The following is a 21,262-nucleotide window of genomic DNA, read 5'->3' as shown; positions in this document are numbered from 1 at the left end:
CTCTATGTAATAAACGCAACTTGTACTTAAGTACGCTTGATTAGAACTGGTTCACTGTACAATTGCCCCTAAAGTGCCACTGACGGCACGTAAATAATCATCTGGCGATAGCAGAAGCAGCATTCCTCGCATACCACCAGAAACAGTGATCTGCTCAAATAGAGTTGCAGTTTCATCAAGATAAACGGGATAGTCTTTTTTGCTAGCTAAAGCTGTCACACCGCCACGGATGTATCCTGTTAGTGGCTGCACTTCCTTCAGGGCAACTGTTTCAACCTTGCGATTTCCTGAAATCCGCGCCAAAGCTTTTAAGTCCAACTGAGCATTTCCTGGCACAACAGCAAAACAGATACCTGTTGTGTCACCTCTGACTACTAGAGTTTTAAAAACTTGCTCTGCGGGAAGTCCTACTTTCTGGGCTGTACTCTCAGCAGCCAAATCATCAGGATCTACTTCATAGCTCAGGATTTGGTAGAAAATACCTAGTTTATCAAGTAGTCGAGCAGCATTGGTTTTCATTGCTCTTATTCCCAATCCTCAATCACCAACCCACTGACACGACTGAATTCTCTGGTGTTATGTGTAACTAATATCAAGTTATTCACTAGCGCAATCGCTGCAATCTGCAAATCATAAGGCCCTATTGGTGTACCAAGCGTCCCTAACTCTGCCCGAATTGTGCCGAAAATCCGAGCCGCCCGATCATCAAAAGGCAAAGATACAAAATTATTTAAGAATGCTTTTTGTAATGTTAAAGTCCGTGTGGGATTATTACTTCGCATTGCACCATAGAAGAGTTCGGCTTTTACTACCGAACAAACAACAATATCTGCTGGTGATAGCGATTCTAACCTCTGCCTCACAGCAGACATAGGACGATTCAGATAAACAATACAAGCATTGGTATCTAACAAATATCTCACTCTAATGGCTCCCTAGTGTCATGCTCACCTTGGGGATATCTTTGAATTGGGTCATCTGCTAATGATCCAGCTGTTTGTTCAAAAAATCCGGCTGGCCATCCTAATTCTTGGGGTGTTTTCGGGGGCGCTGATGGTTCTATTTGTTGATAAATTACTACGACTTCCATTTCTTTGTCTGTTATGCCAACAGGAATCTCAAGGTGCAAAATGCCATCATCCCCAACATGAGAACATAACTTAATACTTTGCATTACTGTTTTCTCCTAGTCCTTGGTTGATTGAAAATTACGTGGTATCTCATCTATGATGCCGTATTCTTTTTCAATCACACTCAACAGCTTCTTCACTATAACCGTCAAATACGGTCGCTTCAGTTCCCCCAGATGCTTCAGCATAGCAGTTGGGGCATCTTCCAAGTTCTCGTTTTCCCGCAGCCGTGCGATCGCTTCCTGTGGGAGAAACAGCACCATCGCTGATTAACTGCATCTGCTGACATTTCGATGAATAAGCCAATTCCTGAGAAATTATCTAGCCAAATCGACGCAGGTGTTAAACTCACTATGAAGAAAGCTATTGAAAGACACCGCCGTTTAGTAGAATTTATTAGAATTTGGCAAAATGGCCAAGTTGTGAGATTGACCGCAGAACAAATTCCTCCTCTCAACTCAGATGAGTAACCTATTTTCCCTCATTCCAGATCAAATCCGAGACAAATTACCACTGACGGAAGATAAAAAAGAACTACTTCAACAGCAAACCATTACTCAAGATATCCCAGGAACAATTCTGCGGGATTTTCAAACTATTTTAGAACTTCTCCAACCTAACGGCGTTGAAGTTAGTAGCACTTATCACCAATTCTCGCTTAAGTATCTACAACAACTTAACTCACAATTGAGTTATCCCATAGATATTAACCTCAAACGTCCTGTACAAAAATCCTATCCTTATATTCACGGTCTTTATTTCCTTCTCCGCGCCTCTGGACTGTCTCAAGTTATTACCGAAGGTAAAAAGAGCAAATTAGTTTTAGACCAAAAAATTCTGCAAATTTGGCAAGGATTAAACCACACAGAACAATATTTTACCCTGCTAGAATCTTGGTTAGTTTGGGGAGAAAGCGAACTCTTAGGCGACCAAAGAGATATGTTTGACCAAGCATATCGCTGTTTATTATTTTGGAACAATCTCCCATCATCAGGATTGAAAATTAATAATTACTCAGAACAAGATAAATTAGTTTATTATCCTGGTTTCCACAATCTTGCTCTCTTACATTTATTTGGATTAATTGAACTGACATCAGTCAAACCACAAGCCGCTAAAGGCTGGCGTTTTACTCATGTAAACCCCAAGGCTTGGGGTAATGCTCTCATGGCTGTATTAACAGAAAGTCGCTCAAATATCCAAGTAGAAGATTACGCCACTTTTCGGTTAGATTTTCGCATAGCTTTTGACAATTTAAAACCCTATCTCCAACCTTATTTCCAGGAATGGTCACAAACTTTAGTGATTGCAGAAGGCGATTTTACTGAGGGTGTTTATATATTTAAAGCCACTTTACAGGATGCTTGGCGACGGATTGCTATTCCTAGTTATTTGAATTTAGATGAAGTCGCTGCCACAATTGTGCAAGCATTTGATTTTGACCCGGAACACCTCTACAGATTTATTCACAAAGACCGTTTAGGAAGAACTTTGGAATTTAATCATCCTGTTGTCGAAATTCCCCCTGATACCTGCGATTTTCGTTTAGGCGATTTATCCTTAGAGGTAGGCAGTCATTTACAATTTATCTTTGATTTACTGCAAGAGTGGGAATTTGATTTATATGTGGAGAAAATTGAACCAGCTAATGACAAAATGAAAAAGCCCAAGATTCTTGAATCTTATGGTGAACCGCCAGCGCAGTATGCTGAAGAAGGAGAAAGCTGGGAATAGATTTGCTACTGCAATGGGCTACGTTCCAATCCATATCTACGTGTCAGAATTGGTAGTGCGATCGCTCTATATTGGTTTTCAGTTGCAGTCCAGCTAGTGCAGGATAATTCTCTACTGTCCACCTTGCTATTTTGTCCCTAAAAAGACACTAGTTATATAACTGGGATATTATGAGCTTCTTGTATCTTTGCTTGTATAGGTTTAATTGGTTGAATGGGAATCTCGATTATGAATTTAGTTCCTGCTCCTAGAGATGAAATACAGTTTAAATGTCCTTGATGTTTTTCTGTAATAATTTGATAGCTAATTGACATTCCTAAACCAATTCCTTTACCTACTGGTTTGGTCGTAAAAAACGGGTCAAATATACGCTGTTGAATTTCTGGTGTCATTCCTATGCCATTATCAGCAATCTCAATCGCAATCCAATCTGAGTTGAGTACGAGAGTGCGGATAACGATTTGTGGGTTGTCTGGCTGATTAATAATAGACAAATTTTCTAAAGCATCGATTCCATTAATGATGATGTTCATCAAAACTTGGTTAAGTTGACCCGCATAACATTCTACTAAAGGCAGTTGACCGTATTCTTTAATAATTTCAATTGACGGCTGATTGGATTTAGGTTTGAGGCGGTTTTGCAAAATTAATAGTGTACTTTCAATACCACTGTGGATATCTACGGTTTTCATTTGGGCTTCATCCAGTCGAGAGAAGTTCCGCAAGGATAGTACAATATCACGAATGCGCTCACTTCCCATTTTCATGGAATCGAGCAATTTTTTTAGGTCTTCAGTAATAAATTCTAACTCGTTCGCTGCAATGGCTGACTGAATTACTGGTGGAGGGTCAGGATATTCTTGTTGGTAGAGTTGTAGTATTTCTAGTAATTGTTGAACATATTCTTTAGCATGAGTAACATTACCATTGATAAAGCTAATAGGGTTGTTAATTTCATGAGCCACTCCAGCCACTAGTTGTCCTAAAGAAGACATCTTCTCAGTTTGAATTAGTTGCGCTTGTGTCTTTTTTAATTGTTGTAGTGCATCTTGGAGTTGTTGATTTTTTTCGGTTAATTCCTTCTCGCGCTGTCGCAAGGCTACCTCTGCCTTTTTCACAGCAGTAATATCTAAACCCATTTCCACAACCATTGGTTCACCGTTCATATTTTTGAACGGATAATCATAAATTTGATACACATTGCCTGTTTTACTATCAACCCATTCCCAAAGTCGCGGAGCATTAGTTTCAAAGACGCGAAAGGTAGGACAGACTGGACAAGGCTGCTTCAACCCAGCGATCGCCTCATAACAACGTTTCCCTGTAGGATCTCCAAATACCTCCTGGAAGCGTTGGTTATAAAATCCTACGCCATAATCATTGGGTTGCAGATAAAGGAAAGCGGGTAGCTGATTCAGTAGGTTATAAAGGCTTTGGCGTTCCGTTGAGAGTGCTTCTATTTGGCGCAACTGCTGGTTAACATCTTTCCCTACTGCATAGATGAGTCCCTGTTGGCTAGTAGAAAGACTCCAAGACAACCACCGATAACTGCCATCTTTGTGAAGATAACGGTTATCCCAGTGCAAATTTTGCAGTGGTTCAGTTGGTAGCTGATTGATTGCAATATCTTCTGGATGTACTAATTCTAACCAATAATGCCCAATTAAGTTTTCTGGTTTCCATCCCAATACCTTTTCCCATGCAGGATTGACTTGCTGGTAGCAACCATCCCTTGAGATGATACAAAATAGGTCAGTTGAAAGGTTGAAGAAATCTTCCAGATTAAACACAGTAATCTTGTTATCTAAATTTTGTCTTCAACGTAACTAAGTATATCCACTAGTTACAACGTCAAGATTACTGAATAATTATAAATACAGTGAAAATTAAACTAAAGCCAAGCTCTACAACGCGCTCAAATTGCGATTTTAGCTAATTGATTAATCTATAATCCCATATTCTCGCTCAATCACACTCAACAGCTTCTCTTCAACAGCAGTCAAATACGGTCGCTTCAGTTTCCCCAAATGCTTCAGCACAGCACTTGGGGCATTTTCCAAGTTCTCGTTTTCCCGTAATCTACTGATGCGTAGGCGTAGCCCGCCGCAGGCATCGCTGATTAACTGCATCTTTTGACATTCAGCAGGCAAGTAATCATAAGATTTGAGATGCTTTAGTCCAACTGGTCAGTTCACGATCCTAGCGTCTTACAAGCACCAACAGCCACCCTTACCTTTAACCCTCTTGTACCAAATGGAGAGAACCCAATCGCTCTCAGTTTCAGAACTAAGCCTTGATATTGTTTTCCAAAAGTAACACAAGAGGGTTAAGTACCAAAATTTTTAGTTGAGTCTACAGCTTGCAGTAAGTTCTACATTTAAGAAAGTTCCTTCGCGGGCTGTAATTGAACGCAACTGCTGAATAAAAGCATTAAATCTGGCATCAGTTATCCCGAAGCCAGCTTCGACACAAGCTTCTAAACCTCCTTCGATAGGAATGGGAGAACCATTCCTGGGACTATATACAATAAATTTATCGACAGTGCCAGCACCGACAGCAAACCCGATAACTTGGCGAACTGTTCGCAAAGCAGCATTATCTAATGCACCACCAATACTGCCAATACTCACATTAACCGCACGACTTTGGGCCAATGCCGGCGCACTCATCGACAATACTGCCCCAACAACCATCAAACTGGTGAATTTCTTCATTTCTCTTCTCTAAAAAATCGAAAAACTAATATTAAGTCTCCTTGTTTACTAATTAATATACGAGCATTATCTAAAGATAATCATTTATTAAAGTAGGGTTTAAGAAACAGCTTTTTGAAGAAAAATGTAACAGCAGAAGTATTATTTACACATAATAAATACATACTAAAAAATTTGATGTATTAATTATATCCTCGTCATTCAAGCTATTGAATAAGTATCATCTCGCTGCGCCTGACAGTAATTGCTATCTGATTTCAACGTAAGTAAAGATAAAGTTTGATGCGCCTATCAGATGGCAGAAAATCTAAACTCAGATTTAGTAAATTATTTCGTTTCCAGTTCGGACTCCAGCAAACTCAACACCTTCTCTTCCAACCGATTCAAATAAGCGCGATTCAGCTTCCCCAACGACTCCAAAAACTTCTGCATATATTACTGCAAAGTATCTTAATATACTGAATACTCAACTGATGATCACAGACAAGCAATGCTAACTATCTACATCTTTTGAAATCCTATTTGGTTTTGTTCATTTCTAGCCAGTTGTAGAGTGGAAACTGAACTCTGTTGAGCGCTGTATCAATTTTGTAGAGCGTCTCTACAGCACTCCTTTGACAACTGGCATAGCACGACACTAGAAGCGGAAAGTTTTGCCCTATCCCTCGTACAACTTCTTGAATGTCCCGTTGTGGTGATATCTCTATTGAAACTGCAACCCAACGCCATTGGAGCCAATTTGCCGAAATTGTTTAGGGTGTTATCTCTCTGCCATATTCAGACTCCAAAACACTCAACAATTTCTCTTCCACAGCAGTAAGATAAGGTCGATTCAGCTTCCCCAACGACTGCAACAGACTTTTGACTGTCTCCTCCAGCGAATCGGAATACACTCGACTAATGCGATCACAAATCACCCGCATCTGCTCACACTCGGCAGGCAAGTATTCGTAAGATTTCAGGTGCTGTAACCCAATGGTGTACTCACCATCCCACATTCTCACGGTGCAACTAAACTCATGGGAGCAATGCGATTTTGTGAGGTGCTTAAAATTAAGGTTCTAAATCACCTATTTAAGGGTGCGATCGCAGCCAAATAACTGTTTTTATTGAGAATATAGCTCTGTAACTGAGAATTAAAGTGGGATCTAACAAAATCGCATCGCTCCCTAAACTCATTTGCTTGGCTGACAATCCCCCAACAGCCACCCTTGCCCCTGAGTTCAGGATTGTCTTTAACAAGGATTTGGCACACTTCGCTGATTTGGTAGGTATTGGGTACTTTTGTCCTTTCCATGATGCGCTGCACAACATCTTTGACGATTCTAACAGTTGGCACTTTCCCGCCAGCTTCGTGTACTGCTCTTAGCCACACTTGTTACTGTGAATGGGGTTCAAGTTTAGTCATGGGTCGAACTTGTCCCTCTCCTGTCGGCAAAATGTCCACAACAACTGCCGCAGCAACTAGCTGTTAAGAACGAGAACGATTGTAGCCAAATCTGTTAAGCATTGTGCAATTGATAGCAGATACCCTTGTTAAATGAAACCTGCTTGAATGAGCCATCCAGGTTGATAGTCGTCTCAGCACTACCGAGAAACAGGTAGCCATCTGTTCTTAATTGCTGTTTTACCTTTCTTAGCAAGGCTTTCTTGGTTGCTAGATCATAGTAGATTAAAACATTGCGTAAAAAGATCACGTCGATTTCGGGAAGGGATGACCAAGATTGCATCAGGTTGATCTGACGAAACTCTGCCATCTGGCGAATTTCAGACTTTATTTGCCAGTCACTATCTAGCCGATGAAAGTACTTGTCACGGAGATTTTCAGATAGTCCGCGGTTAATTTCAAGTTGGTTATAATGCCCTTTTTGGGCGCGCGCTAATACCTTAGTGGAAAAATCACTAGCAATTAGCCTTATAGACCAATTGGTAAGTAAGGGAAAATGTTCACGAATTAGCATAGCGATGCTGTAGGGTTCTTGTCCATTAGAGCAAGCAGCACACCAAATGTTTAGCGATCGCTCAATGGCTCGTTTTTTGATTAGCTCTGGTAGTATGTATTGTCTCAGTGCTTCAAAAGGGTGATGATCTCGAAAGAATGAGGTTTCATTAGTGACCAACGCCTCGATTGTCTGGATGTGAAGATTGTTAAAGGGTTGAGTGCGTAAATATTTCACCAGTTCAGCAATGAAAGCGAATCCTGCTGATTCTGCAATTGGTTGTAAATGTAACTCCGCTAGATAGCTTTTCTCAGCAGACAACACAACTGCTGAATGATCACGAACTAATTGACGAAGATACTCAAAATCATTGGTGCTTACACTCTTAGTCTGTTCCATTACAGACCTAAAATAGGAATTTGATTGTAACGAATTCGCCGCATAATTTCACTTGCCATCTGGTCAAGGGTGACAATTTGATCGGCAAGTCCAGCATTAACCACAAAACTAGGCATCCCCCACACTACGCTACTAGCTTTGTCTTGTGCTAGCACTTGTCCACCCGCCTCGCGGATGCACTTACAGCCATGTAATCCATCTTGGCCCATACCTGTAAGGATGACTGCGATCGCCCCGGCACCATAAACTTCTGCTACCGAGCGAAACAGAACATCTACTGAAGGACGACAGGAATTTTCGCTCGGTGCTTGATGAGTAGCAAGTCGAACTACACCTTTGTCGCGTTGCACAATCAAATGAAAATCTCCCGGTGCAATCCAAGCTTGTCCAGGTTCTAATACCACTCCGGGAACCGCTTCGTTCACTGGGATTTGGCATTTAGAAGATAATCGTTCAGCTAATAGTTTCGTAAACATGGGGGGCATGTGTTGCACAATCAAAATGGGAACTGATAAATCGGCTGGAAGCTCTCTAAGCAAGACAGTTAGGGCATTAGGCCCTCCAGTAGAAACCCCAATTGCTATAACCTCTACCCGCTTGGGATTGGTGTAAAGGGGAAGAAGAACTGGATGAGCAACCGTGCTTGGTGTTGTCAATGTAGTAGTTATTGCACCAAATACTTTAATTTTGGGAATCAAATCCGCTTGAATATATTGATTTATCGCCTCTACACTTCCTAAGTTACTAGGTTTTGTGGCATAATCTGAAGCCCCTAAAGAGAGAGCTTCGAGTGTTGCGATCGCTCCAGTCCGTGTAGAGGTGCTGAACATAATCACTGGTAGGTGGGGATAGATTAGTCGAATCGCGGAGAGAGTTTGTAAACCATCCATTTCTGGCATTTCAATATCCAGGATCACAATATCAGGATTAACCTGGGGAATTTTGGCAAGGGCGATACGACCGTTAGCAGCGACTCCTACCACTTCTAGTTCTGGATCGATGGACAAAATTTTACTAATTCGACTCCGAACTACTACCGCGTCATCAACAATTAGTATTCGGATTTTGGGCATTGGGGATTGGGAATTGGGAATTGGGGACACTTCTCTGCGAGAGGCTGCGCCAACGGCAAGCTCAGTACATCGCTGGGGACTGGGGACAGTGAAAAAACTAATATAGCGTGAGTTTGACAAGTCTTATTTGACCTCTCCCCCAGCCCCTCTCCGACACGGAGAGGGGAGCAAAAAGCTTAATTTTTTGTTGCTCCTCCCTCTCCGAAACGGAAAGGGAGGTTGGGAGGGAGAGATTCATCGAACTCAGGTTACGTTAATATATGAACTGGCTGACGACTTTCTGCAAATCTACTGCCATGCGCGATAATTCTGTGGCTGCCTGTAATGTATTATTCGTGCCAATCGTTGTACTTTGAGTATTCAATGCGACAACTGCGATATTTCTGGCGATATCAGATGTTCCTCTGGCTGCTTCAGCAATATTGCGGCTAATTTCATTTGTCGTTGCTGTTTGCTCTTCAATAGCACTAGCGATCGTGCTTTGAAAGTCGTTGATTTGATTGATAATATCAGTAATTTGAGTAATGGCTTGAACCGCAGCTTTTGTATCTGTCTGAATTGCTTCAATGCGCTGACTAATATCTTCAGTTGCATTTGCTGTTTGTTTGGATAATTCTTTCACCTCGTTTGCGACTACAGCAAATCCTCTGCCGGCATCTCCGGCTCTTGCGGCCTCAATTGTAGCATTGAGCGCCAGTAAGTTTGTTTGCCCAGCGATCGCAGTAATAACTTTAATTACTTTGCCAATTTCAATGCTGCTTTGACCAAGCTTATTAATTGTTTCATTGGTGCGGTCAGCAGTTTTAACTGCTTGAGTCGTGACTTTTGCCCCTTCCATGACGGTCTTAGCAATTTCTTGAATGCTGGCATTCATCTGCTCTACCGCAATCAAAATTGTACTGCTATTTTGGCTCACCTGTTCGGCGGAGCTAGATGCAGAGGTTGCCTGTTCAGAAGTTTGTTCGGCGTTTTGAGTCATTTCTGTGCTAACTGCGGTCAATTCTTCTGATGAAGAGGCAACTGCCGTTGCCACCTCTGCCATCTGTCTGATTGAAGACCTCAAGCTGCTAATCATTTGATTGGCATTATCTGTGAGTTGCTTAAAATCTCCAGCATTGCTTTCCGCAATTTGTTTGGCTAAATTTCCTTGGGCAACGACAAGGGTTACTTCATTAATACTTTTGATCTGCTCTTTTAAATTTGTAGACATTTGGTTAAAGTTATCAAGCAATCCTTGCCAACTCCCGTCTGCTCCTTTGACAACGGCTTGAGATCCGAGCTTCCCTTCTGTACCAATTTCGGTTGTCAAGCGAGAAACTTCTTGGGCAAAGTTTTGGTTTAAACTTACCAATTCATTAAAAACCAAGACAATTTCACCTAGTTCATTATCCTCAACAGGTAAACGAACGCTAAAATCACCATTTTTTACAGATTTTAGTGATAATAGTAACGCTTGTAGTTGCTCTTTTGTTACACCGTCATTCGGCGAAGCTACACTATCCTCTGAGGAAGATTTAGAGTTGGCTGTTTTTGCAGCCCGATTCGTAGTCATTGCAAGGCGCTCCTCAATTACTCGGTAACGTGATTATCAAATTAACATTTAGAATTTTTTTGGCATCTAAAACTAGCAGAAATCCATCTGGGAGAGGGTAAGCCCCTGCTAGCATCGAACGCATTTTACCTTTTAAGGTTGTAGGTGGGAGTTGAAACGTGTTCTGTGGAAACTCTAAGACATCACCAACACGATCGACGAGCAGACTGACTACTTCATCCTCAAAACTTACAATAATATTAAATCCCTGGGCTTCATCTACAAGTTTTATATTTGATTGTGTCTGTGGTTCGCTCATCTCTAATCGGCGTTGCAAATCGATTACAGTAATAATTTGTCCGCGTAAATTAATTAAGCCACAGATATCTGGTGGGGCTAAAGGTATACGAGTTATTGCTTGTGGGCGAATCACTTCTTGAACGTGTAGCACGTTAATACCAAAATAAACTCCTTTGAGAAAAAATGTACAAATTTGTTGTTCAGCCATTAGTAATTAATTACAGCAAATGAGGGTTAGCAATACGAATTACAGCCTCAATGTCAAGAATTTCGGTAATTTGACCTTGAAATACAGCGCACAAAAGCACACCTGGTCTACTAGAGACACCTGTAATTGTCAGTGGTTCTTCTATAATGTCAAGAATCCTCTCAACCACTAGCCCAACGCTGAGTTCTAAGGAAGGGGAGACAATCACTATCTGGAGAGTCTCTGCAACAGTTGCCTTAGTCCGATCACGGAGGTCATTTTCATAACTCTGGGAAAACACTTTGTTCAGGTCAATTAACGGCAAAATTTTCCCGTAGGATTGTACGACATCCTGATTACCTACTTTCTCTACCGCAGAGCAAAGAATTTCTTCAAGCCGAAAGGCAATAGTCAATGGAATGCCCATACGAGCGCCTTCGGGCCCCTCAAACAATAATATTGTTTGACGAGCGATAACTTGATCTTGGTCTTTTATGGCGTTTTCAATCAATAACTGCTGCTTTTGTTTTGCAGTTACACCAGAACGGTTCGCCAGACCAACAACATCAATAATTAATGTAACTGTGCCATCCCCTAGAATAGTTGCTCCGGCAAATAAAGATTGCGCCTTTAACTGTTTCCCTAAAGGTTTAACCATAATGTCTTGGATGTCTTCAATTGTGTCCACAACTAATCCGAATTGATAGTTATCAACTTGCACAATTACTAGACTGAACATTTCCAAGTTGGAAACACTATTGGGTATTTGTAATACTTGATTTAAATAAACTAATGGTACAAGAGTGTCCCGCAAGCGATACACAGGTACATCGTAAAACATCTCAATCTGATTAACTGCCTGTGCTTCTAGGCGTACTAGCTCTTGGATACTTGCTTGGGGAATAGCATAGCGATCGCTGCCACTGGTGACAATTAATGCGGGAATAATCGCCAAGGTCAGGGGAATCTTAATTTTGAATGTCGTTCCTTGTCCTTTCTGGCTATGAATTTCAATCGTGCCATTAATTTTATCAATATTACTCTTGACAATATCCATCCCAACTCCACGCCCAGAAAGATTTGTCACCTGTTCTGAAGAAGAGAAGCCGGGTAAGAAAATTAAGTTTATCGCTTCCGACTCACTCATAGATGCGGCTTCTACGGCACTCACTAAACCAAGTTGCTGCCCTCGCCTTTTGAGTTTTTCTAAATCCAGACCACGACCATCATCGCCAATTTCAATATTGACTTTGCCACTTTCATGAAAAGCTCTTAAAAATAGCCGCCCGACAGATGACTTTCCACAAGCAGTCCGCTCTGCTGGTAACTCAATGCCATGATCTATACAGTTGCGTACTAAGTGAGTCAAGGGGTCTTTAATCGCTTCAATAATGCTTTTATCCAGCTCAGTATCTATTCCCTCCATGTCAACCTTAACTTGTTTACCGGAAGCGATCGCCAAATCGCGCGTTACACGAGGAAACTTTTGCCAAATGGTACTAATTGATTGCAGCCGAGTTTTCACGATCTCTTCCTGCAACTGGGATGTCAGAAGACTAAGGTGTTGGCAAGTAGCAGTAAAGCTACTATCCTTAAACTTGTTACTAAATCCAATCACCTGATTACGGGTTAAAACGAGTTCACCCACTAGGTTCATTACCTGATCTAGCAGGTTAACATTAACTCGGATCTGAGAAGATTCTGATGCTCTCAAGGTTAAGATTTCAGGGAATTCGTGAGGGAAATACGTAGTATCAATATTGGTCTGCGACCCTTGCAGATTAGCAGCAGATGTGATGGTCGGCTGCTCAGTTAACTGCAATTGAGTTAAAGTCGTAATCAGTGCTGAATAATCGCGATCGCCTTCATATCTGGTTGCTTCAATTTGGGACAGAATCTGCCGAATGCCGTCAAGTATTTGCAGTAAAGTATTGATGACCGTGGGGGTAATTGCTAGCTGGCGATCGCGTAAAGACGAGAGCAAATTTTCTCCAGCATGAGCAAGTGATTCCAATTTGGGAAACGGTAAAAAGCCGCAGTTTCCTTTAATTGTGTGGAGTGATCGATAAATGCGAACTACAGCTTCTCCTTGTTCTGATACTTTATCGAGACAAATAATATCTTGTTCAATTTGATTCAGATTTTCATAGCTTTCAATTAGGAATGCTTCTATATCATCGTTAATTTCAGTTAGCTCCATTACCTTTTCTGTGAAAAATTAGACCCTTTGTGTTCATGGTAATTTAATGGTAATTTAATGGTAATTTAATTGAAAATTTCAGCAATATACGGCTTTCAAATAATGTTTAGATGTTTCATGCTGAAAAGATAATGTTATTTTAATGGTAAAGTAATAAATATGCAATGTCCTTGTTGCTATTCAACTCAAACTTTCAAGAATGGTTTTCGCAAAGGCAGACAATGTTACAAATGTAAACAATGTGGTCGTCAGTTCCTCGAATCTTACCAAGCTTGGTGCTACTCAAACGATGTCAAGCAATTGTGTCTCAAGATGCATCTTAAAGGCATGAGTCTGCGAGAAATCGAGCGGGCGACAGATATTCACCACACGACAATTTTGCATTGGCTTCGTAAAGCCAAGCTTGACTTAGATGAAATTGCAAATACTTAACTAAAGTTTAGTTACACCTTATACCATTAACCTTTCAGCAGATGAATTTTAAATGTTTTTAACTTAAGCAACTAAATTTAAATATTTTTTTATGGTATAAAGATTATTTGATTAATATTTATTTAACTGATATCAAGATATCAATCAACAATTCTTGAGCTAAAACACAAAAGGGCAGAGATAATGACATTGGTTTTGATTATTGATGATGCAGCCTTTTCTCGCAGAATGATCCGAAAGTATTTGCAAGTTGATGGTTACGAAATTATAGAAGCAACTAATGGGCGTGAAGGATTAGAATTAGTTCACCAGCGCAAACCAAATTGTGTATTAGCGGATCTACTCATGCCAGACATGAATGGGTTTGAATTTCTGCAAGCTTTACAAGATGAAGAATTAAAAATTCCCACAATTATCATCTCAGCCGATATCCAAGAAGGGGCACGCAATCAAAGTTATAGCCTTGGGGCTATTAACTTTATTAATAAACCACCAAAAGAAAATGAATTGCGAAAGGCAGTCCAGCAAGTTCTTAATACTAAGGAATAAGTTTTGATGAATATAACAGCAGAACAACTGGATGCACTTCAAGAGTTGATTAATATTGGAATTGGTCGAGCCGCAAGTCTACTGAATGAGATGGTAGACTCTCACATTGGTCTCAAAATTCCATTTGTGAAAGTATTAACTGCTGCTGAAGCCTATCAGGAATTAGCAACACGATTTCATGATGATAGCTTGGCATCTGTAAGACTAGGCTTTACAGGTTCTTTTTCTGGTGCTGCTGGCTTGATTTTTCCTACTGACAGTGCATCATCACTAGTTGCAGTGCTTACAGGTGAAGAGCCAGGTTCTGCTGATCTAGATGCGGTGAAAATTGGCACTCTGAGCGAAATTGGTAACATTGTCATCAATGGGGTGATGGGTTCGCTTAGTAATGTGCTAAAGCAGCATGTGAATTATACATTACCTGTTTACTTAGAAGATACAATTAAAAACTTATTATTATCTACTTATGAAAGCGATTCCAAAATATTGCTAGCACAAGCTCGATTCATAATTGAACAGCTAGAAATTATTGGGGATATTATTTTAATCTTTCACGTAGGTACATTTGATGCGCTTATCAATGCAATTAATGATGAAATTGCAATCATGTAATCTAGAAAACTTCCTAACCTATATAGATAAAACTATTTAAATCTTCTGCTCAAATCCTGACGATGAAATAATGAATATCATAGAAAAAGCTCATGAACAATTTAGCCTTTTAGATAAAATTCCTTTAGGAGCTTTCGTTCTACAGTCAGATTACATTGTTTTATTCTGGAACTGCTGCTTGGAGGAATGGACAAAAATTTCCCGAAGTAAAATTTTAGGAAATTCAATTCTTGAATATTTTCCTCATTTAAATCAGTCTCGTTATAGTAGTCGCTTAGAGCAAATTTTTCAAGGCGGCCCTCCTGCAATCTTTTCTTCTCAATTGCATAAATATGTTATTCCTATACCGCTATCTCAAAATAAATATCGTATTCAGCAGACAACTGTAACTGCTGTGCCTGCAATGGACGGAAATAGGTTTTATGCCCTTTTCTCAATTGAGGATTTCACAGATTTAACTTTTCGAGTTCAGGAATATAAAAACTTACGAGATCAAGCACTAGCAGTAGCGGAAGAACGCCAGAAAGCCCAAGAAGCTGCTGAAGTAGCAAACCGCATCAAAGATGAATTTTTGGCAATTGTTTCTCATGAACTTCGTTCCCCTCTTAATCCAATTTTGGGTTGGGCAAAGCTACTGAAAAACCGCTCATTAAACGAAGCTACTACTGTGCGTGCCCTTGAGACAATCGAACGCAATGCTGTACTCCAGGCTCAGTTGATTGAAGACCTGTTGGATATCTCCCGCATTCTTCGAGGCAAGCTAGCACTTAATTTAGAAACTGTTGATCTTGCTTTTATTATTGAAGCTGCCTTAGAGACAGTGCATTTGGCAGCAGAAGCAAAGTCTATTCAAATTAATCTTGATCTAGATATAAAAATTGGACAAGTTAAAGGTGATGGTAGTCGTCTTCAACAAGTTGTTTGGAATTTACTCTCTAACGCCATTAAATTCACACCAGCCGGTGGAAAAGTCGAAGTCTACTTAGAACAGATTGATTCTCAGATACAACTCAGAATCATTGATACGGGTAAAGGTATTAATCCTGATTTTCTGCCACACGTATTCGAGTATTTCCGTCAGGCAGATAGTAGTACAAGCCGAAGTTATGGCGGATTAGGACTTGGTTTGGCGATTGTGCGCCAACTTGTCGAGTTGCATGGTGGTAGAGTTTGGGCACAAAGCCCTGGTGAGGGACAAGGCGCGACATTTACAGTTTGCCTACCAATGCTTCAACAGAGTCTAGAATTCAAAATTGAAGATCAGAATATCTCTGACGATTCCTATCCATTCTGTATGCTCCATGCTCCACTAGAAGGGGTACGCTTGTTAATTGTGGATGATGATGCTGATACCCGTGAGTTTCTTGCCTTCCTATTGGAAGAAAACGGAGCAATCGTGATGAGCGCAGCATCCGCCAACGAAGCACTCGCTCTAATTGCACAGTCAAAACCAGACCTACTGTTGAGCGATTTGGGTATGCCAGAAGTTGATGGCTACGCTTTAATCAAAAAATTACGAGCAATGCCTGCTAATCAAGGTGGACAGATTCCCGCTATCGCTCTAACTGCTTACGCCGCAGAAACTACACAAAAACAGGTTTTAACCGCTGGATTTCAACTTCATATCACTAAACCAGCCGACCCCTCAAAATTAGTAGCTGCAATTGCAGCACTTGTTGAGGACTAACTGCTTAATCAAAAGATTTTCTGGATATATTGTTAAGATACGTAAACAGCTAGTGATCCTTACAGCAGCAAGCGATGCCTTCTCTACGAGACGCTACGCGAACGGCGGCAAGCTACGCAACGTGGGTAAGTTATCCAAGTTTAAGGGAAAAGTTGCCTGGGAGTAGTATTTATATGGACTTGCGTCTATGTTCTTCTCCCATTTTTGTTACTATGTCCATTTTCTTTCTCCAAAAAAAGTGATCGCTGGATTAATGCCTTAACGAAGTTTTAGGTATTTCAGCTTACAACTTGTCCAACTTCTCCTGACAAAAGCTGTCCAAAATCTTCTTCAAGTCACAAATTGCCAAAATTGTTTAGCGGATTATCTCGTCGCCGTGTTCTGATTCTAAGACCCTCAACAATTTCTCTTCCAACGCCGTCAAATAAGCCCGATTCAGCTTTCCCAACGACTCCAAAAACCTCTGCACCGATTCCTCCAGCCCACTCGAATACACCCGATTGATGCGATCGCAAATCTCCCACATCTGCTCACACTCGGAAGGCAGGTAGTTGTAAGATTTGAGGTGCTGCAAACCAACCGTGTACTCGCTATCCCACATTCTCACAGTGCAGCTAAAATTATTCGCTTGGCTTACGATACCCCAGCAGCCACCCTTGCCCCTGAGTTCGGGGTTGTCTTTGGCTAAGATTTGGCATACCTCGCCTAATTGATAGGTGTTAGGTGCTTGAGTACGTTCCATTATTCGCTGCACCGCATCTTTGACGATGCGATGAGATGGTACTTTCCCATTAGCAGACTCTACAGCTTGCTCCCATGCTTCGGGCTGAATATCCGGGTCAAGCTTGGACAGTGGCCTGATTTGCCACTCATTCGTCGGCAAAATGTGATCGGAACGATCACATTTTTGCTCTAAGTTATCAAATATTACTGCTGCATCCATTAGAAGATAAGACTGACGACGATTATGGCCAAAGCGATCGCGGCAATACTCCTCAAAGGTTTTGTGAGTAGAGCGATATAACTTGCGATCGCGTAATTCCATTAATGCTTTACCCGCCTCAAAGAAAGCCCTCTCCACTTTCCTCTCTAGGTGCAGGCGATCGCTAATTTCTTGCTCGGTTAATTCGGGAACTTCAACAGCAGTAACGGTGATTGTTGCTGAGGCTGGGTCTTCTTGCTGAGAGATATCCTCTTCTGCAAGGTCATTTGATAATGTGCTGTCATCAGATGCGGCAGGGGTAGCTTTGTTGCGTCTTCTAGAAGGTGGTTGGTTCATACTTCCACCTCCTTTAATCCGATGCTACTTGCTTTAAGTTGATGGCAACGTAAATGTTGGATGTAACTGGCAACTGTTTAGACTTAGCCTGCCGCAGGCATTGCTTATTGAGAGACGGTGAAAGCATAGCAAGAAGATGAACGCATTCATAATTCAGCATCTTCTTCAGGCTCTACAGCTTCATAAAGGTCTTTTGGCTCACAATTTAGTAACTCACAAAGTTTTGCAACTCGAACGAACATTTTGACTCCATCACGGCTTTTTTCCCAGTTGCGAACCGTCGAGACATCAAGCCCCAGCGCCTCCGCTATCTGCCTTTGAGTCAAATTCTTTTCCTCTCTGAGTTTTGCAATCCTAGACACGTAAATTTCTCCCATGCACTAATTCATAGCATTATCTTACCATGACTTTCTTCATGTGAACTAGTTGACAGCGTGAACTTTTTCACGCATAATAAATATAGAAAAAGCGCCCCCGACTGCGAATCTAGAGCGCTTTCTCTGTCCCTAATAATAAGGAAACTTCATTATGACCCATGTAAGGTATACACAACAAGCCCTCTCCCGCTATAATCTCCCCCGCCTCAAAAGAATCGCCATTGAATTAGGCGTTACACCCGCCGGGGACAAAAGAGCGACTGAAACCTGGGTAAACGCAATCATCACCCACCAATCCACCCAGCTTCAAAAGGTTGACAACCAAGCCATAGCCCAAGCCGAACTCGACAGCTACATTGCTGACCAAGCCCAAGTTGTAGCTCCCGAACTCCTCACAATAGTCGAAATCTCGTTTGACCATCACGAATATTACGCTGGTAATCAACTCATAGCCAGCATCAGCCATGACGACAACCATTTAACGCAACACTGGGTAGTCATGGTCAACGGTAAAGAAGTATTTCGTGCCAATACTTTAATGCGTTGCGATCGCTTCATCTGCACTCACTATAAAGACGGTACACTGCCAGTGCAGGAAGAAGAAGCAACACCCCCCACGACCGAAAACCAAATCATGGTGCATATCTTCAACGAGTGCCAGAATTATGGGTTTGAAATTCTCGATGATGGCATTTACAACAACAATGGCGTGAAACTGGGGCAAGTCGGCTGCACTGACGGGAACTGGTGGGTGATTCTGGGTTATTCAGGTCGGCAGCAGTATTCTAACTCGGTCTATGATGCAGTGCGTAGGCTTTGCCCGTCGCAGACATCGCTGTCGATGGTGGATGTGTCTTGTGATAGTAAATCCATTTTTGATGAATATTTTTTAGAGCAACCGTTAGAGCAGCTAACTGGCAATAAATTGCAACGGCTGCTGGAAAAAGCGGAGTTAGTAACAGCGTAATTCAGTAGTCAGAATCCAGGAGTCAGGAGTCAGTAAAAAAACAAAGAGTAGGGTGCAGGAGTTAATAAAATCTGACTTCCTTTCTCCTCTTTTTCCCACCTCTTCCCGAAATTCTGACTTCTGAATTCTGGCTCCTGAATTCTTCTCTCATTTTCCCTTCATTCACCAATCCCCAATTAAATCTATGAAACCCACAATATCCATTCCCCAACACTGGGACTACCCTCGCTTTACTTTGGAACAGCGTACAGAACAAGGCACGATTCTCGGACTTTACTACTACCCATCGGGTACAGAGTTGGCTGAACAATTTGATGATGGTTGGCGTTATGCTCTGATGCCTAACAAGAATTCTGATGAAATATTGTACTTGAAAGAGGATCAAATTAAACCGCTCACACCAGAAGAATTATTTCAGCAAATTACCGCAGAGATTGACTTTTATCAACAGCAGATAAACATTCTCAACCGACAGTTAACTGTATTAACTCAAGGTGCAAACAATGGCTAATTCTACAGATAACTTTGAGGCTAGAGCCAAGCACTTGCTGCGTTTACTTCAACTTTGCGGTGGCTGTGTTCCATTGCACCGTTTGCAATTCCAATTCTCCGATTCAGTCATTCAAACCCTGCTGGATAAAGAACTGGTGCAAGTACAGAACACGGGACGCGGCTTTTTGTTGGAAATTGCCGAGGATTTTTAAGTTATTAATCCCAGAGGATACAATCATGAAACTTTACGCTAATAGCATTCCACAGACTTTACCCGATTGGGCAACCGTCGTTACAAAGAGTGCAGATTTATTTGAGGTCGAAATCAACGATGAACACCCTGATTTTCAATCTCTGCTTGAAGAGTTAGAAACGGAGATTGAGCCAGGAATTATGGGGGTGAAAGCAGAAGATTTATGTTCCAGGCTTGGCATTGAAATGTCTAACCCAAATCTGCACTACTTAGTTGAACAAGCGCAAACCCTGATATCTGAAATTGCTGCACACCCAGATTACAAACAACTACTGAACGAGGGATATCAACCTGATTTAAACATTGCCGATGCTCAAACTGCGCTCACCTATCTGCAATGGGAGTTAGCTCGGAATCAAGAGGTTTCTAATTAGTACAAAAGCAATCGTCTGAATGTAGCCAATATTCAGACGATTGCTACTACGGTAAGTTAATTCCCACTACAGAATTCTCATTATTACACACAGACTACCAATCAATGAAACTTAACCGAGGTGAAACATGATTGCTGAAATAAAACTAGGTTTATGCAACCCACCTGAACCCATTTATTTATATGTTAATCAGGGCGAGGTAGATGGAGAATCTTACGTTTGGTACAAATTAAATATCAGCCAGAATAAGAAAATTCCTGTTACCCAAAGAGCATTAACTGGATACTTGTTAGAACTACGATTGACAACTAAAGAATTCCAAGGTAAAGACAACCTGAAATTGGATATTCTCATAAGTGCTGATGAACTTTATGTTATCAGGACTGGTATTGAAACCAATTTTACCAAAAGCTTTCTCCTAGCCGCTTCTTTAGTCCAAGATTTTGATAAACCACTGATTATTGCTGCTACTGCTGGTGAAAAAAATACGGTTTTCTGTAATCTTTATGATGCAGTAACTAAAAGCAGAATTGAAAGAGAATGGAATAAAAATGCTGATTGTGCAACTATCATTCGTGACATTCAAATTTTATTAGGTGGCACATCTTCAACTATCCCATCTATAGCAGAAACCCCAGTTGCTCCAGCAAAACTCAGTGTAGTCCCTCAACCAGTACATCCCCAAGACTTACGAATCAAAAATATCCGCACTTTGCTTGATTATCCACTTGATTTGGTCAAAGAGTGGTTGCAATTCCAGGATGTTGACCGCCCAAGTTTACTTAATATTAACCAAATTAATGAACTAATCAAAACCATGTGTTTGGCTTGGGCTTCAAACAAGTGTGAATATCCTAATCATGCCGAGTCTTCGTATCAAAAGCAGGTTGTTGATGCTGTTGCTAGCGGTGCAGATGAGTTAACTGCAATCAGCGCATGGATGAAACAGGTGCAAGCTACAAAAGCCGGAGCGGTGTAAATCAGAAGTCAGGGTTCAGAAGAAGTTTTATTTCTGAATCCTGAATTAATCAA

Annotated in this window: 27 protein-coding genes; 11 read left to right on the top strand and 16 right to left on the bottom strand. The window is 41.2% G+C overall.

What is annotated here, in order from left to right:
- Positions 1–51 precede the first annotated feature (51 nt).
- From ybaK to H6G86_RS29295, 4 genes are all read right to left on the bottom strand, one after another.
- A complete protein-coding gene (ybaK, locus tag H6G86_RS29310; RefSeq protein ID WP_190937248.1) occupies positions 52–519 on the bottom strand; it encodes a Cys-tRNA(Pro) deacylase in 468 nt (155 codons plus the stop codon).
- 5 nt (positions 520–524) lie between these two features.
- Positions 525–923 carry a type II toxin-antitoxin system tRNA(fMet)-specific endonuclease VapC gene (gene vapC / locus H6G86_RS29305; protein ID WP_190937247.1) on the bottom strand — a complete coding sequence of 133 codons (399 nt, stop codon included), beginning with the start codon at positions 921–923 and terminating at the stop codon, positions 525–527.
- Positions 920–1,174, bottom strand: a complete 255-nt coding sequence (locus tag H6G86_RS29300; protein ID WP_190937246.1) for a hypothetical protein — start codon at positions 1,172–1,174, stop codon at positions 920–922. The genes vapC and H6G86_RS29300 overlap by 4 nt, the downstream gene beginning before the upstream one ends.
- Positions 1,175–1,244: 70 nt before the next feature.
- Complete coding sequence (locus H6G86_RS29295) at positions 1,245–1,409, bottom strand: hypothetical protein (RefSeq protein ID WP_190937245.1); 165 nt, start codon at positions 1,407–1,409, stop codon at positions 1,245–1,247.
- Between the two features lie 14 nt (positions 1,410–1,423).
- Between H6G86_RS29295 and H6G86_RS29290 the strand changes: the two genes are divergently transcribed.
- Complete coding sequence (locus tag H6G86_RS29290) at positions 1,424–1,600, top strand: hypothetical protein (protein WP_167756038.1); 177 nt, start codon at positions 1,424–1,426, stop codon at positions 1,598–1,600.
- Entirely contained in the window at positions 1,593–2,864 is a 1,272-nt protein-coding gene (locus tag H6G86_RS29285; RefSeq protein WP_190937244.1) for an IS1096 element passenger TnpR family protein, read from the top strand. The genes H6G86_RS29290 and H6G86_RS29285 overlap by 8 nt, the downstream gene beginning before the upstream one ends.
- A gap of 152 nt (positions 2,865–3,016) precedes the next feature.
- Here H6G86_RS29285 and H6G86_RS39910 read toward each other — a convergent pair whose 3' ends face one another.
- The 10 genes from H6G86_RS39910 to H6G86_RS29235 form a co-directional block, all read right to left on the bottom strand.
- On the bottom strand, positions 3,017–4,654 hold the full coding sequence (locus H6G86_RS39910) for a PAS domain-containing sensor histidine kinase (RefSeq protein WP_190937243.1): 1,638 nt from the start codon (positions 4,652–4,654) through the stop codon (positions 3,017–3,019).
- Between the two features lie 150 nt (positions 4,655–4,804).
- Entirely contained in the window at positions 4,805–4,993 is a 189-nt protein-coding gene (locus tag H6G86_RS29275; protein WP_190937242.1) for a hypothetical protein, read from the bottom strand.
- 213 nt (positions 4,994–5,206) lie between these two features.
- On the bottom strand, positions 5,207–5,578 hold the full coding sequence (locus H6G86_RS29270) for a hypothetical protein (protein WP_190937241.1): 372 nt from the start codon (positions 5,576–5,578) through the stop codon (positions 5,207–5,209).
- Between the two features lie 752 nt (positions 5,579–6,330).
- Complete coding sequence (locus tag H6G86_RS29265) at positions 6,331–6,576, bottom strand: hypothetical protein (RefSeq protein WP_190937257.1); 246 nt, start codon at positions 6,574–6,576, stop codon at positions 6,331–6,333.
- Between the two features lie 68 nt (positions 6,577–6,644).
- Entirely contained in the window at positions 6,645–6,917 is a 273-nt protein-coding gene (locus H6G86_RS38965) for a hypothetical protein (protein ID WP_242065027.1), read from the bottom strand.
- 163 nt (positions 6,918–7,080) lie between these two features.
- Positions 7,081–7,917: a CheR family methyltransferase gene (locus H6G86_RS29255; protein WP_190937240.1), complete on the bottom strand. Its 837-nt coding sequence runs from the start codon at positions 7,915–7,917 to the stop codon at positions 7,081–7,083.
- Positions 7,917–8,990 carry a protein-glutamate methylesterase/protein-glutamine glutaminase gene (cheB, locus tag H6G86_RS29250; RefSeq protein WP_190937256.1) on the bottom strand — a complete coding sequence of 358 codons (1,074 nt, stop codon included), beginning with the start codon at positions 8,988–8,990 and terminating at the stop codon, positions 7,917–7,919. Before cheB ends, H6G86_RS29255 begins: the two co-directional genes overlap by 1 nt.
- A 253-nt stretch (positions 8,991–9,243) precedes the next feature.
- On the bottom strand, positions 9,244–10,542 hold the full coding sequence (locus H6G86_RS29245) for a methyl-accepting chemotaxis protein (protein WP_190937239.1): 1,299 nt from the start codon (positions 10,540–10,542) through the stop codon (positions 9,244–9,246).
- Between the two features lie 13 nt (positions 10,543–10,555).
- A complete protein-coding gene (locus tag H6G86_RS29240; RefSeq protein ID WP_190937238.1) occupies positions 10,556–11,029 on the bottom strand; it encodes a chemotaxis protein CheW in 474 nt (157 codons plus the stop codon).
- A 10-nt stretch (positions 11,030–11,039) separates the two neighbouring features.
- Positions 11,040–13,208 (bottom strand): chemotaxis protein CheA, encoded by a 2,169-nt coding sequence (locus H6G86_RS29235; protein ID WP_190937237.1) that lies wholly within the window; start codon positions 13,206–13,208, stop codon positions 11,040–11,042.
- Positions 13,209–13,367: 159 nt separating this feature from the next.
- On the opposite strand from H6G86_RS29235, the gene H6G86_RS29230 reads away from it, so the two are divergent.
- The 4 genes from H6G86_RS29230 (at position 13,368) to H6G86_RS29215 (ending at position 16,488) form a co-directional block, all read left to right on the top strand.
- Entirely contained in the window at positions 13,368–13,640 is a 273-nt protein-coding gene (locus H6G86_RS29230; RefSeq protein ID WP_190937236.1) for an IS1/IS1595 family N-terminal zinc-binding domain-containing protein, read from the top strand.
- Between the two features lie 183 nt (positions 13,641–13,823).
- A complete protein-coding gene (locus H6G86_RS29225) occupies positions 13,824–14,189 on the top strand; it encodes a response regulator (RefSeq protein WP_179070312.1) in 366 nt (121 codons plus the stop codon).
- 6 nt (positions 14,190–14,195) lie between these two features.
- Positions 14,196–14,801, top strand: a complete 606-nt coding sequence (locus H6G86_RS29220) for a chemotaxis protein CheX (protein WP_190937235.1) — start codon at positions 14,196–14,198, stop codon at positions 14,799–14,801.
- A 70-nt stretch (positions 14,802–14,871) separates the two neighbouring features.
- Positions 14,872–16,488: a hybrid sensor histidine kinase/response regulator gene (locus tag H6G86_RS29215; RefSeq protein ID WP_190937234.1), complete on the top strand. Its 1,617-nt coding sequence runs from the start codon at positions 14,872–14,874 to the stop codon at positions 16,486–16,488.
- A gap of 355 nt (positions 16,489–16,843) precedes the next feature.
- On the opposite strand, the gene H6G86_RS29210 is transcribed toward H6G86_RS29215, so the two are convergent.
- Both H6G86_RS29210 and H6G86_RS29205 read right to left on the bottom strand, forming a co-directional pair.
- Entirely contained in the window at positions 16,844–17,767 is a 924-nt protein-coding gene (locus H6G86_RS29210; RefSeq protein WP_190937233.1) for a hypothetical protein, read from the bottom strand.
- Between the two features lie 146 nt (positions 17,768–17,913).
- Positions 17,914–18,129 (bottom strand): helix-turn-helix domain-containing protein, encoded by a 216-nt coding sequence (locus H6G86_RS29205; protein WP_229467018.1) that lies wholly within the window; start codon positions 18,127–18,129, stop codon positions 17,914–17,916.
- A 166-nt stretch (positions 18,130–18,295) separates the two neighbouring features.
- On the opposite strand from H6G86_RS29205, the gene H6G86_RS29200 reads away from it, so the two are divergent.
- The 5 genes from H6G86_RS29200 (at position 18,296) to H6G86_RS29180 (ending at position 21,209) form a co-directional block, all read left to right on the top strand.
- Entirely contained in the window at positions 18,296–19,111 is an 816-nt protein-coding gene (locus H6G86_RS29200; protein ID WP_190937232.1) for a hypothetical protein, read from the top strand.
- Between the two features lie 184 nt (positions 19,112–19,295).
- Positions 19,296–19,622 carry a hypothetical protein gene (locus H6G86_RS29195; RefSeq protein ID WP_190937231.1) on the top strand — a complete coding sequence of 109 codons (327 nt, stop codon included), beginning with the start codon at positions 19,296–19,298 and terminating at the stop codon, positions 19,620–19,622.
- Complete coding sequence (locus H6G86_RS29190) at positions 19,615–19,815, top strand: hypothetical protein (RefSeq protein ID WP_190937230.1); 201 nt, start codon at positions 19,615–19,617, stop codon at positions 19,813–19,815. Before H6G86_RS29195 ends, H6G86_RS29190 begins: the two co-directional genes overlap by 8 nt.
- A gap of 25 nt (positions 19,816–19,840) precedes the next feature.
- Positions 19,841–20,230 (top strand): hypothetical protein, encoded by a 390-nt coding sequence (locus H6G86_RS38960; RefSeq protein WP_242065025.1) that lies wholly within the window; start codon positions 19,841–19,843, stop codon positions 20,228–20,230.
- A gap of 127 nt (positions 20,231–20,357) precedes the next feature.
- A complete protein-coding gene (locus H6G86_RS29180; protein ID WP_190937229.1) occupies positions 20,358–21,209 on the top strand; it encodes a hypothetical protein in 852 nt (283 codons plus the stop codon).
- The last annotated feature ends 53 nt before the right edge of the window (positions 21,210–21,262 follow it).

Source organism: Nostoc sp. FACHB-133 (assembly GCF_014698055.1).
Classification (GTDB): Bacteria; Cyanobacteriota; Cyanobacteriia; order Cyanobacteriales; family Nostocaceae; genus Nostoc.
Note: the sequence above shows the minus strand (reverse complement) of the source record. Positions and strands in the feature narration are given on the sequence as shown.

Bases quoted from the DNA above. Each gene is read 5' to 3' on its own strand.
- ybaK (WP_190937248.1), bottom strand. From the start codon at position 519: ATGAAAACCAATGCTGCTCGACTACTTGATAAACTAGGTATTTTCTAC.
- H6G86_RS29300 (WP_190937246.1), bottom strand. From the start codon at position 1,174: ATGCAAAGTATTAAGTTATGTTCTCATGTTGGGGATGATGGCATTTTG.
- H6G86_RS29295 (WP_190937245.1), bottom strand. From the start codon at position 1,409: ATGCAGTTAATCAGCGATGGTGCTGTTTCTCCCACAGGAAGCGATCGC.
- H6G86_RS29290 (WP_167756038.1), top strand. From the start codon at position 1,424: ATGAATAAGCCAATTCCTGAGAAATTATCTAGCCAAATCGACGCAGGT.
- H6G86_RS29285 (WP_190937244.1), top strand. From the start codon at position 1,593: ATGAGTAACCTATTTTCCCTCATTCCAGATCAAATCCGAGACAAATTA.
- H6G86_RS29275 (WP_190937242.1), bottom strand. From the start codon at position 4,993: ATGCAGTTAATCAGCGATGCCTGCGGCGGGCTACGCCTACGCATCAGT.
- H6G86_RS29270 (WP_190937241.1), bottom strand. From the start codon at position 5,578: ATGAAGAAATTCACCAGTTTGATGGTTGTTGGGGCAGTATTGTCGATG.
- H6G86_RS29265 (WP_190937257.1), bottom strand. From the start codon at position 6,576: ATGTGGGATGGTGAGTACACCATTGGGTTACAGCACCTGAAATCTTAC.
- H6G86_RS29255 (WP_190937240.1), bottom strand. From the start codon at position 7,917: ATGGAACAGACTAAGAGTGTAAGCACCAATGATTTTGAGTATCTTCGT.
- cheB (WP_190937256.1), bottom strand. From the start codon at position 8,990: ATGCCCAAAATCCGAATACTAATTGTTGATGACGCGGTAGTAGTTCGG.
- H6G86_RS29245 (WP_190937239.1), bottom strand. From the start codon at position 10,542: ATGACTACGAATCGGGCTGCAAAAACAGCCAACTCTAAATCTTCCTCA.
- H6G86_RS29240 (WP_190937238.1), bottom strand. From the start codon at position 11,029: ATGGCTGAACAACAAATTTGTACATTTTTTCTCAAAGGAGTTTATTTT.
- H6G86_RS29235 (WP_190937237.1), bottom strand. From the start codon at position 13,208: ATGGAGCTAACTGAAATTAACGATGATATAGAAGCATTCCTAATTGAA.
- H6G86_RS29230 (WP_190937236.1), top strand. From the start codon at position 13,368: ATGCAATGTCCTTGTTGCTATTCAACTCAAACTTTCAAGAATGGTTTT.
- H6G86_RS29225 (WP_179070312.1), top strand. From the start codon at position 13,824: ATGACATTGGTTTTGATTATTGATGATGCAGCCTTTTCTCGCAGAATG.
- H6G86_RS29220 (WP_190937235.1), top strand. From the start codon at position 14,196: ATGAATATAACAGCAGAACAACTGGATGCACTTCAAGAGTTGATTAAT.
- H6G86_RS29215 (WP_190937234.1), top strand. From the start codon at position 14,872: ATGAATATCATAGAAAAAGCTCATGAACAATTTAGCCTTTTAGATAAA.
- H6G86_RS29210 (WP_190937233.1), bottom strand. From the start codon at position 17,767: ATGAACCAACCACCTTCTAGAAGACGCAACAAAGCTACCCCTGCCGCA.
- H6G86_RS29200 (WP_190937232.1), top strand. From the start codon at position 18,296: ATGACCCATGTAAGGTATACACAACAAGCCCTCTCCCGCTATAATCTC.
- H6G86_RS29195 (WP_190937231.1), top strand. From the start codon at position 19,296: ATGAAACCCACAATATCCATTCCCCAACACTGGGACTACCCTCGCTTT.
- H6G86_RS29190 (WP_190937230.1), top strand. From the start codon at position 19,615: ATGGCTAATTCTACAGATAACTTTGAGGCTAGAGCCAAGCACTTGCTG.
- H6G86_RS38960 (WP_242065025.1), top strand. From the start codon at position 19,841: ATGAAACTTTACGCTAATAGCATTCCACAGACTTTACCCGATTGGGCA.
- H6G86_RS29180 (WP_190937229.1), top strand. From the start codon at position 20,358: ATGATTGCTGAAATAAAACTAGGTTTATGCAACCCACCTGAACCCATT.